Raw genomic sequence first — 14,213 nt, forward strand, 5'->3', positions numbered from 1 at the left:
ATGTGGTTATCCGTTCAGGCTTCGACAGGCTCAGCACGAACGGATGGGGAGGGTGAGAGGGGCGTAACCGCCATGGTGCCCCCTCTCCCCAACCCCTCTCCCACAAGGGGAGAGGGGCTTTCATCATTCTGAGAAGCCAGCTCCTCTTCGCTGGGCATGATGTCTTCCACCCGCAGCTCCAGGCCTTCGAAGTATTGGCGCAGCAGCGCTGCTCTTCCGCGGCGGCCGATGATTTCGAGGTCCACGGGGTTGGCGGTGGCGGCGAGGGCCTGCTGGCGGCGTTGCTGGGCCTGGTCCTTGATGAGCAGGGCGGCGGTGCCGCGGGGGACGACGGCGCAGTCGCCTTTTATCGAGGGCTCGTCGACGTAGAGCATGACCCAGGTGAAGGCTTGGGCGACGGTGCGGGAGATGACTTGCGTGTCGATGTTGGCGATGCCGCGGCGCAGGCCCTTGGCGGCGGCGTTGAGGAGCATGGACAGACCCGATGCGGTCTCCCCTGCTCCGCCGACGCGTTCGTTGCCGTAGCTGTAGCGCGGGATGCCGGTGGCGTCGTCGGCGCGGCGTTCGAAGTTTTCGAAGACGGCGAGCAGTTCCTGGGCGTTGCTGCCGGGCTGGAAAAAGCCGATGGGCGGGCGCTGGGCGGCGTTGGGGTCGCTCTTGAACTGCCAGATCTTCCAGGGGTGCATCTGGGTGATGGCTTCGCCGTCGGCGAGGCGATCCACTTCCATGTAGACCTGGGGGCCGCTGGCGATGCCGAGGTTGCTGACCAGGGCGCGGGCGGAGGCGTTGCACAGATCCTCATGGGGCTCGCACATTTCGGGGATGGCGCGGCCCCAGAAGGCGCCGGGGATGCTCTCGTAGCAAGCCTTGTGGTACGGGCGCTGGCCCAAAGGATCGTCGTTGATGACGCAGCGGACGATGTGGTTGCCGACGAGGATGGCGTCGATCTCGTAGGGGCGGTCGGGGTCGGTGATTTCGTCGGCGTCGTGGCCCCAGTCGAGCAGGACGCGGCCGGGGACGGCGCCCCAGTAGTGCAGGCCGTCGATCAGTTCGTCGCGCGTGAGCCAGTCGTAGCTGCTGTCGCCTTCGAGGCGGTTGCGCTCGGTGTCGGTCCACAGCCAGTGGCGCAGGCTGCCGCCGCGTGCGCCCTGCAGGACCTGGCGGATGTCCCACTCGGAATTTCCGGGGACGCCAATCATGGCGTAGAGCTCGCTTTCGGTGAGGCGCAGGCGCTCGATGAAGTCGCGCTCCTGCGGGGAGCGGGCGTGCGGTGCGGGGTAGCAGTCGAAGGGGCTGATGCGCTTCCAGGCGAGGCCGTTGCCGTCCGTGACGGCGGGGGTGTTGCCGCCCTGCCATTGCAGGCGGCGGCTGCGGCGGGTGTAGGGACCCTTGAGGATGGCGGCGGGATAGGTGGAGAAGTCTTCGATGAATTCGTCGAGGGCGGTGTCGTAGCCGCCTTCGTCCATCAGATCGGCGATGCGCTGGGACATGCGGCTGGCGCGTAGCTGCGCTTCCTTGCGGGCGCCGAGCTTGAGTTGCGACTCCAGGGCCTGGGCCTGTTCGGTGACCTGCTGGCGGAAGTGCTGCGGGTCTGCGGGTTCGCCGGACTGCTCCATCCGGCTGCGGGCCTCGCGGGCGGCGCGCAGCAGGAGCTGCAGCTTCTGCGATTGCGGCAGCTCGGGCTGCGTGGTGGGCTCCAGGGCCCAGGCGCGGTCGGAGGCGGGCATGAGGATGTCGCGGATCCAGGCGGCGGCGGCGCGGCTCTTGGTGGCGGACAGGGGCATGAAGATGCTGGTGACGCAGCCCTGGGCCTGGAATTCGCGCAGCTCGGTTTCGGCGTAGACGCCCTTGCGGCGGCGCAGGCAGTTGAGCAGGCGGCGGTCGATCTGCTCGCGGGCGCGCTTGTTGCGCGTCCAGGCGGATTGGATGTGCTGGGTGAGTTGGGTGGGGGCTGGTGCTGCGGGTTGCAGGGGTTGGTTTTGCTGCTGGGTGAGTTGGGTGGGGGTTTGGAGGTGGATGAGGGCGGTTTGCATTTGGGGTGGCTCTTGGCGAGGGGTGTGCGAACGGATTTGGAAGGTGGCTGGGGATTGAGGGTGCCCCCTCTCGGCAACTGCTCCTGCGTTGCCCTACCGAGGGCATCCATGCCCTCGTCCCCTACCCCTCTCCCACAAGGGGAGAGGGGACAGAAAGCTCAGCGCCAGCGGGCGGGTTGGATGGGGCGGGCGCGGGTGTTGCGGGTGTTGAGGCGTGCGTCTCCGGCGACGGCGCCCACGCGGAAGGCGTCGGCGGCGTGGGAGCTCCAGTCGTGCAATGGCTGGTCTTTCCAGCAGCCGCGGACGGCGTCCCATTCCTTGCGGTAGTGCTCGAGGGCTTTGCGGCCCGGGGCGGTGCGGCTTTCGTCGAACCAGCAGTGCGGCAGCAGGCGGCGGACGGCTTCGATGCCGTCTGCCACTTTGAGCATGGGGGCGACTTCGAAGCGGATGCCGAGTTCGGCGGCGGCCTGCAGGCGCGACTTGGCGTCGTTGCCGAGCTCTCGCACCTTGAGGTCGTGCGGGCCGATGTGGCGGCTGTAGACGATGCCGTGTTGCTGGGCGCGCTGTTCGAGGATGCCGCGATAGTGCGACAAACCCTCGCCGCTGTTTTCGTAGTAGTCGACGACGCGCAGCTGCTGGCCCTGGCGCTGCAGGAACCAGATGGCGGTGCTGTCGTCGACGCCGAGGTCCCACCAGGTTTCGACTTCAAGGCCGCGGTCCCAGGGCAGTTCGCAGACGCGGCCGGCGCGATAGGCTTCGAGCAATGGGGAGCCGTAGTAGGCGCCTTCGGTGCTCTGCTGGAAGGCTTCTTCGGGGGTGGAGGGATATTCGGCGCGAACGTCGTCGCCCTGGTCGCGCCATTTGCGGGCGTACCAGCAGCGCTGGCCGCGGCTGAGTTGGCGGCCGATGAGGGTTTCGGTGTCGGTGAAGTGGCGCAGCTCGGCTTCGGTGAAGACGAAAGCAGGCTCGTCGATGCTGTACTCGGGGTGTTCCCACCAGGGCAGGAAGGAGAAGCGCCAGTCGCCGTGCTGCAGGGGCGCATCGCTGCGGCGCTGCTGGGCGAGGCGGCAGAGGTCGTAGAAGTGGCCGGCGCGGCCGCGGGCGGTGGATTCGATGATCTTGATGCCGCTCTTGGGGACGGCCTCGAAGGCGCCGGTGCGGATCTCCTGGGCGCGGCGCGGGTAGTGGGCGCAGATGTAGCCGTACTCGGTGACGTGCAGCACTTGCACGGTGCCGGAGCGGAAGGTGAGGCCGACGCGGATGCTGGAGCCGTTGCCGAAGATGATTTCGCTCTCGGTCTGCTTCACTGCGGGCACGGCGGCGCGCAGGTCTGCGGGGAGGTTGTCGTAGGCGAACTTGATCTTGTCGCGGAAGATGACCTTGGCGTCTTCCTTGGTGTGGGCGATGACGCCGACGGCGACGTCGGGGCTGAACAGGCAGGTGTCGAGCCAGAGCATGCAGTAGCCGGTGGTGATGCCGAGCTGGCGCACTTTCAGCTCGAGGTTGTTGGACGAGAGGCTGTCGAAGGCGCGCTGCTGGGCCCAGTTGGGGACGAAGCGGATGCGGCGGCCGTCCTTGTCCTTGATCCAGTAGAGGTTGCGCAGGCGCCAGGCGCGGTCGGTGAGCGGGCTGGGTTCAGCGCAGGAGTCCATGGACGCCTCCGTTCTGTTCGGCGGCCTGGGCCAGCAGGGCGGCGAGTCCGCCGTCGGTTTCGTCGCTGCCGGGCTCGGTGCTGTCGAACAGGCCGTGGACCTTGCCGAGCAGTTCGAGCGCCTTGATGCGATCGACGGTCTTGATCTTGCGCAGCTGGCGCGATTCGCTGGTGCCGTCGTCGGCGTCCTTGCGCTTGGTGGATTGCAGCTCTTCGATGTCGATGCCGGCGATGGCGGCGGCGGTGTCTTCGCTCCAGTCCTGCGGCGGCTTGAGGTTGCCGGTGGCGTCGAACAGGCTGCGCGGGTCGAAGCGGGCGGCGCGGGAGAGATGGGCGAGGACTTCGTCGCGGGACATGTGGTGGCTGGGCCAGGGGGTGGTGGGGGTGGTCATGGAGTCCTTGAGTTTTTGGGGAGATAGGGTTTGGGGAAGGCGCTGCGGGCGATTACTTCATGGTGGATTCACTACCTCAGGCCTCCACCCTCACCCCAGCCCTCTCCCGCCAGCGGGAGAGGGAGCTAAAAGCGGAAGCCGAGGCGCGCCCTGCCTTGCAGTGCGCCGTCTTCTTCCATCACGAGGTCGATGCCGACGCGGAAGCGGCCGAGGTCGCGGTCGAGCCAGAGGCCGGGGTGCTGGCGTTGCAGGTCTACGCTGGCTCCGGCCGCCCAGTTGCGGCGCGGTGCCGGGAGGTCTGTGGGGACGATCGGCATGTCGAGGGCGTCGAGCACGGTGCCGTCGGGTGAGCTGGCGACGATGCGCTGGCCGCCGTCCATTTCCACCAGGGACAGATCCAGCGTCAGCGGCGGACAGTCCGGGCGTGTGGGCTGGGCGGTGACGGCGATGCGGCGGCGTTCGCGGCTGCCGGGCGGCAGGACGTGCGGCGGTGGCGATGCGGGTGGCGATGCGCGGCGGGCCAGCAGGCTGCCGTCGGGCTGGCGCCGGGCCGGTGCGGGGCGCGTGTCTTCGGGCACCGTCGCGGGCTCTTCATGCGCAAGCCAGCCGATGATGCCGCCGGCGAGGAAGCTGAGCAGCACGATCATCAACACCAGGGAGGTGTCGCTCATGATGACGGCTCGCATCGCGCCTTCTGCGCGGCTCGGCGCCATTTCCACAGCAGGTGCGCGGTCTGCAGCGCGAGATAGGCGACGGTCATCCAGCCGACCAGGTCGTGCACGGTGAGGCCGCTCCAGAACGCCAGCACCGGCGGGCTGGCCTTGGCGGCGGCGACGGCCACTTCTTCCTTCAATTCACTCATCACGGGCTCCTTCAACGAAAAAGCCCGGCGCGGGGCCGGGCTGAGGACAACAAATGGTTTTCAGGGAACGCAGAAACGACAAAGCCCGGCGCGAGGGCCGGGCTTTGTCGGGACAAACTGCGGACGCAGTTCTCCCAGCGACTATTTTAGGGCAGTTGGGGCGGAACGCCTAACGGAACTCCGTATTTTTACAGCCCCTTACGGATCGACCTGCCAGGGGATGCGGTCGGCGCCCAGTGCGGAGACGCCGGTGCCGAGCTTGGGCGCGCGCGGCAGGTCGGGCGCGGCGGCTTCGCGCAGCCAGACCTGGTGTATCCAGTCGGCCAGGCTGGGCCAGTGGTCGTGGGCTTCGACGTGGGCGGACCAGAATTCGATCGCGCCGGAGGCGGTGAAGCAGTACCAGTCGCCGTCGGCGCTGCAGAACGGCAGCAGGCGGGCGGGCAGGCCCTGCGCACGGGCCTGCTCGAACAGGCGCGGCAGATAGTTGGGCGCGTCGGGATCGGTGATGGCGGCGGGGGCGAGGCTGCCGATCTCGAGCTGGCTGATCTCGCGCAGGTAGCGGCGGAAGTCCGGCGGGAACGGGAAGCTGAGGCCCAGGGTGGCTTCCAGGGCGGTGATTTCGGGCTCGGTGGGAGCGGGGCGCAGGTCCTGCTTCTTCTTGCCGATGTGGCGCGCCAGGCGGAAGGCTTCGTACAGTGCCGCCGCGGGTGTGGCGGCTTTCTTCTGCGGGGGCGGCGGGGGCGGATGCAGGGCGCGGTGCTTGCGCCACTGCTGGCGGTGCGTGCGCACCAGCACGTTGCCCAGCACCCACCAGGCGAGCAGCACGGGGGGGCCTACCAGCGCGACCTTGCCGAACAGGCCGCTGCGATCGTAACCGTCCCAGGGGAAGCCCTGCAGCCGCAGCCAGTTCACCAGCACGGCGGCGCTCAGCACGATGTAGGCCGGCCAGATCCAGCGCCCGGACCTGATGGCGCGCAGCATGAAACTGAAGACCCACAATGCGGCGCCCAGGGGCATGAGGGAGTAGCCGAACATGCGCATGTCGGACGAGACCCAGGGCGTCTGGGTCAGGGCGAGCCCGCCGATCAACAGGATGAAGCCCGCTACCCTGGCCAGGTCAAGCATTGCGGCGGTGCCTCCGTGTCTTGTCTAGGGCCTGCAAAGCTGGTCTTCGCAGGGTATGCCGTCGGCGTCGCCGTCCATCTGGGTGCCCGGACAGTGATTGATGTAATACGTCGCTTCTGCGCAGGAACTCATCTGCGTGCAGTGGGTCTTGCCCTCGCAGCGCCAGGCCGGCGCTGCGGAGCCTGTGGCGGCCCTGTGCTGCTCGGGCACGGCGGTGACCCCGCCCGCGGGAATCTGGTGACGCGCGGCCATCAGGCCGCCGCCCGCGGCCAGCAACAGGATTGCGGCATTGCGCACGAGCCGGCCGGGACCGCCGCTACGGCGCGCGGCGGGACGCGGCGAGCCGGCGGGTGCGGCGGCCGGCAGGGGCGGTGCGGCCTGGGCGCGGACGTAGTGGACCCTGGCGGCCTGCTGGCGGCCATCGTCGGCACGCGCGACTTCGTAGCTGACGATGTCGCCCTGCACGGGCCGGCGCCCGCGGTCGCTGATGGCGCTGATGTGCAGGAACAGGCGGTCGCCGCCGCCGTTCCATTCGATGAAGCCGAAGCCGCGCTCCTCGTTCCACTCCACGATCTTGCCCTGGTAGCGCATGCGTGCCGGCCTATGCCGCCTCTTCCAGGGCGTCGCGCAGCCAGGTCTGGCGCATCCAGTCGGCGAAGCGCGGCCAGCGTTCGTTGGTGGCACTGACGGCGGACCAGTATTCGATTTCGCCGCGGGCGTTGAAACAGAAATAGTCGCCGTTGGCTTCGCAGAAGGGCAGCAGCGGTTCGGGCAGGCCGCGATGGCGCGCGGCTTCGATCAGGCGCGGCAGGTGCGTGGGCGCTTGCGCGTCGGTGATGGTGGCCAGGACGTAGTCGCCCAGCACGAGGTGGCTGACCTCGCGCAGGTAGCGCCGGTAGTCGGGGGTGAAGTGGACACCCAGCGCGGCTTCCATGTCGGCGATCTCGGCCTCGGTGGGCAGGCGGCGCAGCTCGGGCGTCTTGCTGCCGTGGCGGCGCAGCAGGGTGAAGAGCTGGTCGAGCGTCAGGGCTGCGTCGAGCCGCAGCGACGGCGGTGGGCGGGGGGCGTCAGGCAGGCGCCGCGGCAGGCCGGCGTTTTCGCCCTGGGCGACGATGCTGCGCACTTCCTGCAGTTGCTCGCGCCACGAGCGCCGCTGCTTGACGGGATCGGCGCCGTAGAGCAGGCGCCCGATGAATTCGCCCAGCATCCACCAGCCGATCAGCACCAGCGGCACGACCAGCGTGACGGTGCCGAGGACCAGGTTCGGCTCTTCCTGGCGCAGGCGCATCCAGGTGAACAGCCACTGCGGCATGACCAGGAAGCCCGACAGGATGTAGAAGGGCCAGAACCAGCGCCGCTGCAGGACCGCGAGCACCAGCTGCGCGGCCCCGGCCACCACCACGCCGGCGAACATGAAGACGAAGCCGACGATGCCGGCGGTCGGGATGATCCAGCCGGCCAGCAGCAGGGTGAAGCCGATCACGAGCAGCCGCACCCCGGCGTTGCGGGTGTCTTCAAGCATCGACATTCGACCTCGCCCCCTCCATGATTTCCCCCGCATATGATGCCCGAGCGGCGCGGCCGTTGCCCTAGGGTCTGTCATCCCTTCCCTGGTCGCTGCGATGCCCCCGTATTTGCCGCCAGGCAAGGCGCGAGGAGGTCGCTTATCGGGAATAAGTGACCGACGAGCAACACGGCATGGCGGCAAATACGGGGGCACCCGGAGGGCGGGGCCGCCTGGGCGCAGGGCGTCGCCCCGAGTCGCTGATGTACATCTAGTACACGGCGCGCCTCGGGGCATAGCCCTGCACCCAGGCGGCCTCCGTCGCAGCAACCAGGGAAGGGATGACAGGCCCTAAACCTGACTCGGTCCGCAGGTTGCGGGCACCGGGGAGATTGGCAATAGTCGGGGGCCATGGACCTGCCTGCCCCTTCGCCGGAAAACCCGGCACTGTTCCTGCCGGCCTTCGCCTTGTTCTGGTGCGGAATCTGCATGCTGATCTCGCGGGTCGGCGGCTGGCGGGCGCTGGGCCGGTTCTACCGCCTGCAGGGCAGGTTCGATGGCGAGCGCTGGTACCTGCGCAGCGGCTCGATGGGCCTGGCCAACTACAATGGCTGCCTGACCCTGGGCGCCGACGCCGGCGGGCTATGCCTCGCGGTGCTGTTCCTGTTCCGACCTGGCCACCCGCCCTTGCTGATCCCCTGGCGCGACGTCACGGTGGAGCCCTATCGCATGGTCTTCCTGTTTCACAGGGTGAAACTGGGTTTCCGCGAAACGCCGTCGGTGTCGCTGCGGATATCGCGCGGGCTGGCGGACAAGCTGGCGGGAGCTTCCGGGGGGCGGTTCAGGGTGCCGGGGCCGTGAGGGGTGCATGCTCACCATGAACCGCCGCAGGGTTCTGATCGTCGCCGGCAACCTCATCTGATGCGGTTCGCTACGCTCACCACATCCTACGGCGCTTGAGACGATTTCCGGGCGACACGACTCATTGACGGAACTCCCCCTTCTTCCTTACCGATGCCCGAATGTTTTTGAGCTTCCTGGGCTTGTGCTCAGCCCACATGATCTCTGCTCCATCTTCAATCTTTTCATAGATGGGCAGAATCTCGGTGATGCCTTCGAATACCCATTGAACGGGAACGCCGGAGGGCCCGCCTTTGTAGGGCCCGGTGTTCTGCTTGGCCAGCCTGGCCACCTTTTCATAGGCTTGATCCAGGCCGCGAGCCTTGACCAGGACCGTGTTCTCCCATGTCAGGAAGCGCGCTTCCGGATCGTTGAGACCTTGCTTGCCTCTTTCGGTGAAGCGAAGCAGGTAGGACGCAACGTACCAGCCGACGGGGGACATATTCCTGGAGTCTTTCATGCGGCCCAAGCCTGGACTTCAGCCGCGTTTGAAGGCCGTCGTCGAGAATGACTGTCTGGAGGAATGTTCGATCTGCATGCCCTACCCTGAGAAATGAGCATTGAACGCCTCAATGGCCGCCTGCACTGTCGGCTCTATGGGAAAGCGTTGTTCCGGTGCCTGCTCGAATAGCAGTTCATGGAACTGTGATTCCAGCTGCGCGGCGCGTTCTGCTTCATGGGGCAGCGGGAAGAAGTCCTTGCTCTGGACGGTGAACCCGTGGCCGATGACTTCGAAGCAGCGATACAGGACCAGTCCTTCATTGCTGCGCGCCCACACCGGCATGTATCTGTAGATATTCATTGCTTTTCCGTCAATCGCCGATTGGCCCTTCTCTTGGCAGCCGCCCTGCGGGTATTGCTTCGATCGCGGCATCCATGGACATGGGGTGGCTGCGCGTGCGCGGTGCGCACCCTATCAGGCTTGCGAGCTCTCCCTTGATGCCCAATACCCAACTTCAGCCGCGCGGCGCAGCCGTGTCGGCTTGAAGCACTTGTTGAGCGTGCAACCGCTTGACATAGATGCCGTACGGCACGCCAAAGATGGACGGTGCCTCGCGCTCCAGCCGAAACCCCATGCGCTCGTACATGGGCAAAGCGACCGCCATGAGCTGGCTTGTATGCAAGGCAATAAGCGTCGCACCGTCGCGCTCCGCACGACGGATGCACTCCTGCGTTAGAGCCCGGCCGATGCCGAGCCCACGACAGCTTGGCAGGACCACGAGCATGCGCACTATGGGCCATTCCTCAGGAAAGAACGCTTTCCTGGGCTGGCCTGCCGCGACATAGGCCACCGCACCAACCACCCGCCCCTCATTCTCTGCGACGATGATCTCGCTGACCCCGGCCATGGCTACCATCTGACCCAGGCCATGAGAGAACGCCTGCCAATCCGTATAGGCGTCGCGAAACTCCGAGAACGCGGCAAGAACGACAGCATCCACTGCCGCGGCATCTGAAATCTGAAATTCTCTGAGCTGATACTTCATTGCTTCCTGGCCCGTGGGCGGGTCGTGACCCGCCTGTCGCGTCACTCGATTGATGCGGTTCGCTACGCTCACCACATCCTACAGCGCTGGACCTGAACGCTGGTCCCGGTATCCCTGCCCTGCCGGGCTTGCGAAGCTACATGATGCTGCATTGCTGGTGACACGCGGGGACGCCCTGGCGGGTGCCGACAACCACACCCTTGTCGTCGACCAGCCAGTAGATGGTGCAGCTTTCCTTGTCTCCGTGGCTTTGCGTGTAGTTGTGGAAATACTCGGTTGCCGTTTTCGGCCTGCCGCCCCATGTGACACGGGGACCAAACAGGCCAGGTTTCTTGAGTGCTGCGGCTTGCTGTCCATCGGGAGGCCCGAATTTGCTGACGACCTGGGAGAAATTCTGCCCCTCGTAGGGCTGGAGTGTCCTGATCACGAAAATCTCGTCCTCCGGCGCGCACGAGAGGAGCGCGGAGAACATCTGCTGGCATCCCGAGCAGAGTACCGCCCCGACAAGGGCGGCTGCGATCACTCTCATGGAGACCATGACGGGACGGCCTCGATCAGTTGAGTCATGGGGTTTGGGTCTGCCCAGGTTGCGGGGCCTGCCTGGCAAGCCTGTAATGGCCGGGAGCTTGCGGAGTGAGTCGTGGCCGTCGCGCCGAAGCACCCGCTATCCCCCACGCTTCTCCGTAACCGAGACGAGGAGCGCGACAAGGGTGACGACCATGCATCCGATGGTGAGTGCCCAAGGGGGTGTTGCAGGAGTGTTCGTCGTGAGGTGAGTCATGGCTGGCATCGGCGCGACATACTGGGCCAGCATCAAAAGCGGGACCGCCCATAGGGCCCAGCGGGCTCCCTGGCGAAACGGCAGGAAAAGCAGGACGAAGATGCAAAGCGTGAATGCGACCCAAAGGCCACCCGCGAGTTTCGTCAGCGCCAGGATGACAATCTGGAAGTTGCCCGGAACCTCCGACCAGGGCACGCCGGCGGCGGCGGCATGATAGGGCGTGAACTCGCTCCTGAGCAGAAAGCCGATGCCCCAGGCGGCGCCAGCGACCATGAGTACGAGGTAAGTCCAGAAGGCGACTTTCATGCGCGTGGTCATTGGAAGCTCCAGGTTGCTTGTGGTGGGGTATCACGCCCAGGCTAATCCACGCGGTGTAGCCGCGTCGGCTTGCAGCATTGGTTGGGCCGACCGGAGTTCATGCTGGAAGTAGCGTTAATGCCGTCCAACCCTCCTTTACAGCACGGACCCGCCACCGTACGCATGAAAGCAAGCTTTAAACTTGCCGCACAGCGACGACAGTCCGCTGAGTTCCAGCGCCGGGGATCGATTCAAGCACTTTCCCTTTAGCCTCCGATTCGCTGTTGGCCGAAACGTTAGTGCTTGCCTGCGGGCGAGGAGAGCCTCCGTTGACCCGGTCAACATACGTAACAACGTATTGCTTCATTGTGATATCTCCTGGGGGCTCTGCTTCTTCAGGTGTAAATCAATTCCGATCTCATCCACGATTCTCTGATTGGCGCCCAACGCCCGAGTTCAGCCGACATGCCGCGAGGCGGCGCGGTCGGATGAAGCGCCTTGGCGGGCCTGATAGTCGCGAGCGGCGGGTCAAGGACCCGCCCTAGGGCGCTTGAGCGCGTGGTTGGGGCTCATGCGTTAACCGCCCTTCGGAGTAGTTCTTTGAATTGCTCAACTTGAACTGCGGACGAAAAGAGTCGGACAGGAACGATATAGAAGATAGTGTCATTGGGGTATAGCAGGAACAGCCCGTTTCCGAACTTCCATTTGACCAAATCAGACCACGGTACGACACCATGCCCACGGTCGCTTTCTACCTTCAATGCTTCATCGGTCACCACATACCGCTGTGTTGCGTGAATCGCTTTGTACTGCCTGTACGTCCGCTTGGCTTTGTAAGGCCATACTCCAAATGAGATAGCCATGTATGCCAACAAGGCCAGAACAAACCATTTGCCACTTCCAGCGTGAAATTTTGGCGGGCCAAAAAAAGCTTGCCAAAGAACGACCACTGCGAGGAGTAGAATTAGGACTCCTGCCGCTAAAAAAAACGGCCGAGGCTTGATGTCTAGCCATTGCGCAATAACGTAGTCTCGTTCCGCAATCTGGCCCTCAAGTTCGATGTTCATGAGCCCCAATGCCAATTAGATTTCATTTTGATACTTAATCCTGACATCCAATTCAGTGTAGTAGGCGGCTCGCTAAGCCACCTTTCGCGACAGGCAGGTCAAGGACCCGCCTACGGCGCTATCCAGCAACGGCAATGCCTCTGATTTCCAAAGGGATGGCATGCATGTAGGGGAACCTTACCTCCGGCTCGCTGTAGCCCGTATCTTTTCGATCTCCACATCGCTTCATTGATTCAGCATTGACGGCGCTGTACTGGAAGTTAACCCGATGAGTCGTCATGCACTCCAAGGCTGAAGCCTGGTCTTGAACGTTGGCAAACAGCCGAACGGTTCTTTCAGCGCGGTTCAGCAGGGCAACAATTTCATATTTCTTCCCAGGATCAATGACAAGATCAGTTTCGTAGGTTCCCCAAAGCGCTACGCTTGCGCCGATAGCCCCTCTTACTTCAACAGTGACGATATGCGATCCAGGGGCCAACGGGACGATGGTCGCCGCTTGAACCGGAGTCTTGTCTATCTTTTTTACCGCGACTCCCCACTCTATGGTTCCCAGATATCCAGGATTGTCGACGGGTTCTGGCGACAACGGCGGAACTACGCGTGGTTCGAAATATGTAGTGACGCAGCCCAGCAGGGCGAGACTGAGAATCGTCAATAGAACTATCTTCATATTTCCAAACACCCGCTAGTGAGGGGCTTGATCCTCATTGTGGCAAGGTCCGCGGATACTGCCCTCAGCATGCCCGCCCCACCCGCCCGGCTCAACCTGACTCCGCTGTCAGGTCCGCCCGTTTTCCCATGCTAGGCTCGCCGGAGGACAGGCAAGGAAGGCAGGTCACCCATGGGCATCCAGTTCAATCACACCATCGTCTGGTGCAGGGACCGGCAGAAGTCGGCGGACTTCACGACGCAGATGCTGGGGCTGCCGCCGGCGGTACCGTTCGGGCCTTTCCTGGTGGTGAAGCTGGATAACGCGGTGTCGGTGGATTTCTACCAGCAGGAGGGGCCGATCTCGCTGCAGCACTACGCTTACCTGGTGGGCGAGGAGGAGTTCGACGCGATCCTTGCGCGTATCCAGGAGCGCGGCCTGCCCTACTGGGCGGACCCGGGGAAGTCGCAGCCGGGGGAGATCTACCGGCTGTTCGGGGGGCGCGGGGTGTACTTCGATGATCCGGACGGGCACAAGCTGGAGGCGATGACGCGGCCTTACGGGCACAGCATGCCGGGGTGAGGGAGCGGGCTTTCCGGGCTCAGGGTTGCGCCAGGGCGAGGCAGGCTTGCTCGTCGGCCTGGTAGCCGGCCGCGGCCATGCAGCCGGCGACCGATGGGGCGGCGGCGTTGCGCGCGAGGTAGTGGCATTCGGCGAGTTGTCCGAAGCGGTAGGAGACCAGGCAGGCCTTGGCGGCGAGTTCGCCCTTCCAGCCGGAGTCCCTGTACTTGAAGCGCTGCCGCGCGTCGATGAGAACGGTGGGCAGGTGCGTCAGTTCGTGCGCCAGGGTGTTGATCAACTGTGCGCGCTGCCGGTAGTCGGGCGATCCGTCCGGCAGCAGCGCTCTCCACCGGGCGACCTGGGCGGGCAGGATGGTGGTGCCGAAGTGCCGGTCGGGATCGATGGCGGTGCTCGCGGTCTGGCCGGGCTCCCAGTTGACCAGGTAGTGCATGCCGCGACGCGGACTGAGGACGACGTCGGTGTAGACCTCTTCGCCGCCCACCTGGGGCAGGCTGCGGTCTGCGCTGCGTTCCGGCGTGGTGATCCAGCCATTGAAGGCGCGCACGTCCTGCGCGAACTCGGCGGACCGTATCAGCTGCAGCATTTCGGCCAGGGCTTGCTTGAGGGCCTGGCTGTCGGCGAACTCGGGCTGATAGATGTAGGCCAGGAAATCCGGTGCGTCGCCGCAGGCCTGGGGGCACCAGCGGGATTCGCTGCCAGGCTGACTCTGGTAGCCCCACCAGGCACAGCCGGACAACAGGCCCGCAAGCAGGACGGCAACGCACGCTTTCACTGGATGATCCCCACGGCCCGATGTTCCCCGGCGACATGTTGCCATGGGCGGCGGCGGCGGGCTGCGGCCCGTACGCGGCGTGCGGACGGTGCGGGCGCGGAACCGGCCGGC

At 65.3% G+C, this 14,213-nt stretch carries 18 protein-coding genes; 2 read left to right on the plus strand and 16 right to left on the minus strand.

From position 1 onward, the window contains the following. Positions 1 to 14 precede the first annotated feature (14 nt). The 8 genes from D0B54_RS18080 to D0B54_RS18115 form a co-directional block, all read right to left on the minus strand. A complete protein-coding gene (locus tag D0B54_RS18080; protein WP_117292792.1) occupies positions 15 to 2,033 on the minus strand; it encodes a portal protein in 2,019 nt (672 codons plus the stop codon). A 158-nt stretch (positions 2,034 to 2,191) separates the two neighbouring features. Beyond that, positions 2,192 to 3,685, minus strand: coding sequence for a terminase (locus D0B54_RS18085; protein WP_117292794.1), 1,494 nt, complete (start codon positions 3,683 to 3,685; stop codon positions 2,192 to 2,194). Next, entirely contained in the window at positions 3,669 to 4,076 is a 408-nt protein-coding gene (locus tag D0B54_RS18090; protein ID WP_117292796.1) for a terminase small subunit, read from the minus strand. The genes D0B54_RS18085 and D0B54_RS18090 overlap by 17 nt, the downstream gene beginning before the upstream one ends. Before the next feature lie 125 nt (positions 4,077 to 4,201). Beyond that, positions 4,202 to 4,747: a hypothetical protein gene (locus D0B54_RS18095; RefSeq protein ID WP_117292798.1), complete on the minus strand. Its 546-nt coding sequence runs from the start codon at positions 4,745 to 4,747 to the stop codon at positions 4,202 to 4,204. Next, on the minus strand, positions 4,744 to 4,938 hold the full coding sequence (locus D0B54_RS18100) for a hypothetical protein (protein WP_117292800.1): 195 nt from the start codon (positions 4,936 to 4,938) through the stop codon (positions 4,744 to 4,746). Before D0B54_RS18100 ends, D0B54_RS18095 begins: the two co-directional genes overlap by 4 nt. A gap of 198 nt (positions 4,939 to 5,136) precedes the next feature. Continuing rightward, positions 5,137 to 6,063, minus strand: a complete 927-nt coding sequence (locus D0B54_RS18105; protein WP_117292802.1) for an SMI1/KNR4 family protein — start codon at positions 6,061 to 6,063, stop codon at positions 5,137 to 5,139. 24 nt (positions 6,064 to 6,087) lie between these two features. Next, a complete protein-coding gene (locus D0B54_RS18110) occupies positions 6,088 to 6,654 on the minus strand; it encodes a cold shock domain-containing protein (RefSeq protein WP_117292804.1) in 567 nt (188 codons plus the stop codon). Positions 6,655 to 6,664: 10 nt separating this feature from the next. Beyond that, the gene (locus tag D0B54_RS18115) at positions 6,665 to 7,591 is read right to left on the minus strand and encodes an SMI1/KNR4 family protein (RefSeq protein WP_162932527.1); all 927 of its coding nucleotides are present in this window, start codon (positions 7,589 to 7,591) and stop codon (positions 6,665 to 6,667) included. A 387-nt stretch (positions 7,592 to 7,978) separates the two neighbouring features. Between D0B54_RS18115 and D0B54_RS18120 the strand changes: the two genes are divergently transcribed. Further along, positions 7,979 to 8,428, plus strand: a complete 450-nt coding sequence (locus D0B54_RS18120) for a hypothetical protein (RefSeq protein WP_117292808.1) — start codon at positions 7,979 to 7,981, stop codon at positions 8,426 to 8,428. A 121-nt stretch (positions 8,429 to 8,549) separates the two neighbouring features. Here D0B54_RS18120 and D0B54_RS18125 read toward each other — a convergent pair whose 3' ends face one another. The 7 genes from D0B54_RS18125 to D0B54_RS24415 all read right to left on the minus strand — a co-directional run bounded on the left by D0B54_RS18125 (position 8,550) and on the right by D0B54_RS24415 (position 12,769). Next, a complete protein-coding gene (locus D0B54_RS18125) occupies positions 8,550 to 8,927 on the minus strand; it encodes a DUF4288 domain-containing protein (RefSeq protein ID WP_117292810.1) in 378 nt (125 codons plus the stop codon). An 81-nt stretch (positions 8,928 to 9,008) separates the two neighbouring features. Then, a complete protein-coding gene (locus D0B54_RS18130) occupies positions 9,009 to 9,269 on the minus strand; it encodes a hypothetical protein (protein ID WP_117292812.1) in 261 nt (86 codons plus the stop codon). Between the two features lie 154 nt (positions 9,270 to 9,423). Beyond that, positions 9,424 to 9,954, minus strand: a complete 531-nt coding sequence (locus D0B54_RS18135; RefSeq protein ID WP_117292814.1) for a GNAT family N-acetyltransferase — start codon at positions 9,952 to 9,954, stop codon at positions 9,424 to 9,426. 136 nt (positions 9,955 to 10,090) lie between these two features. Next, complete coding sequence (locus D0B54_RS18140; protein ID WP_162932528.1) at positions 10,091 to 10,426, minus strand: hypothetical protein; 336 nt, start codon at positions 10,424 to 10,426, stop codon at positions 10,091 to 10,093. 192 nt (positions 10,427 to 10,618) lie between these two features. Further along, complete coding sequence (locus D0B54_RS18145) at positions 10,619 to 11,053, minus strand: hypothetical protein (protein ID WP_117292818.1); 435 nt, start codon at positions 11,051 to 11,053, stop codon at positions 10,619 to 10,621. 548 nt (positions 11,054 to 11,601) lie between these two features. Beyond that, on the minus strand, positions 11,602 to 12,099 hold the full coding sequence (locus D0B54_RS18150) for a YcxB family protein (protein WP_162932529.1): 498 nt from the start codon (positions 12,097 to 12,099) through the stop codon (positions 11,602 to 11,604). A 118-nt stretch (positions 12,100 to 12,217) separates the two neighbouring features. Next, positions 12,218 to 12,769, minus strand: a complete 552-nt coding sequence (locus D0B54_RS24415; RefSeq protein ID WP_205527167.1) for a hypothetical protein — start codon at positions 12,767 to 12,769, stop codon at positions 12,218 to 12,220. Positions 12,770 to 12,940: 171 nt separating this feature from the next. Between D0B54_RS24415 and D0B54_RS18155 the strand changes: the two genes are divergently transcribed. Next, the gene (locus D0B54_RS18155) at positions 12,941 to 13,330 is read left to right on the plus strand and encodes a VOC family protein (RefSeq protein WP_117292822.1); all 390 of its coding nucleotides are present in this window, start codon (positions 12,941 to 12,943) and stop codon (positions 13,328 to 13,330) included. 19 nt (positions 13,331 to 13,349) lie between these two features. On the opposite strand, the gene D0B54_RS18160 is transcribed toward D0B54_RS18155, so the two are convergent. Beyond that, complete coding sequence (locus tag D0B54_RS18160; protein WP_162932531.1) at positions 13,350 to 14,102, minus strand: hypothetical protein; 753 nt, start codon at positions 14,100 to 14,102, stop codon at positions 13,350 to 13,352. Between the last annotated feature and the right edge of the window lie 111 nt (positions 14,103 to 14,213).

The sequence above is a fragment of the Solimonas sp. K1W22B-7 genome, from assembly GCF_003428335.1.
In the GTDB taxonomy this organism is placed as follows: Bacteria; Pseudomonadota; Gammaproteobacteria; order Nevskiales; family Nevskiaceae; genus Solimonas_A.

Bases quoted from the DNA above. Each gene is read 5' to 3' on its own strand.
- D0B54_RS18095 (WP_117292798.1), bottom strand. From the start codon at position 4,747: ATGAGCGACACCTCCCTGGTGTTGATGATCGTGCTGCTCAGCTTCCTC.
- D0B54_RS18110 (WP_117292804.1), bottom strand. From the start codon at position 6,654: ATGCGCTACCAGGGCAAGATCGTGGAGTGGAACGAGGAGCGCGGCTTC.
- D0B54_RS18145 (WP_117292818.1), bottom strand. From the start codon at position 11,053: ATGACCACGCGCATGAAAGTCGCCTTCTGGACTTACCTCGTACTCATG.
- D0B54_RS18085 (WP_117292794.1), bottom strand. From the start codon at position 3,685: ATGGACTCCTGCGCTGAACCCAGCCCGCTCACCGACCGCGCCTGGCGC.
- D0B54_RS24415 (WP_205527167.1), bottom strand. From the start codon at position 12,769: ATGAAGATAGTTCTATTGACGATTCTCAGTCTCGCCCTGCTGGGCTGC.
- D0B54_RS18105 (WP_117292802.1), bottom strand. From the start codon at position 6,063: ATGCTTGACCTGGCCAGGGTAGCGGGCTTCATCCTGTTGATCGGCGGG.
- D0B54_RS18115 (WP_162932527.1), bottom strand. From the start codon at position 7,591: ATGTCGATGCTTGAAGACACCCGCAACGCCGGGGTGCGGCTGCTCGTG.
- D0B54_RS18140 (WP_162932528.1), bottom strand. From the start codon at position 10,426: ATGTTCTCCGCGCTCCTCTCGTGCGCGCCGGAGGACGAGATTTTCGTG.
- D0B54_RS18125 (WP_117292810.1), bottom strand. From the start codon at position 8,927: ATGAAAGACTCCAGGAATATGTCCCCCGTCGGCTGGTACGTTGCGTCC.
- D0B54_RS18100 (WP_117292800.1), bottom strand. From the start codon at position 4,938: ATGAGTGAATTGAAGGAAGAAGTGGCCGTCGCCGCCGCCAAGGCCAGC.
- D0B54_RS18130 (WP_117292812.1), bottom strand. From the start codon at position 9,269: ATGAATATCTACAGATACATGCCGGTGTGGGCGCGCAGCAATGAAGGA.
- D0B54_RS18080 (WP_117292792.1), bottom strand. From the start codon at position 2,033: ATGCAAACCGCCCTCATCCACCTCCAAACCCCCACCCAACTCACCCAG.
- D0B54_RS18090 (WP_117292796.1), bottom strand. From the start codon at position 4,076: ATGACCACCCCCACCACCCCCTGGCCCAGCCACCACATGTCCCGCGAC.
- D0B54_RS18150 (WP_162932529.1), bottom strand. From the start codon at position 12,099: ATGAACATCGAACTTGAGGGCCAGATTGCGGAACGAGACTACGTTATT.
- D0B54_RS18120 (WP_117292808.1), top strand. From the start codon at position 7,979: ATGGACCTGCCTGCCCCTTCGCCGGAAAACCCGGCACTGTTCCTGCCG.
- D0B54_RS18135 (WP_117292814.1), bottom strand. From the start codon at position 9,954: ATGAAGTATCAGCTCAGAGAATTTCAGATTTCAGATGCCGCGGCAGTG.
- D0B54_RS18155 (WP_117292822.1), top strand. From the start codon at position 12,941: ATGGGCATCCAGTTCAATCACACCATCGTCTGGTGCAGGGACCGGCAG.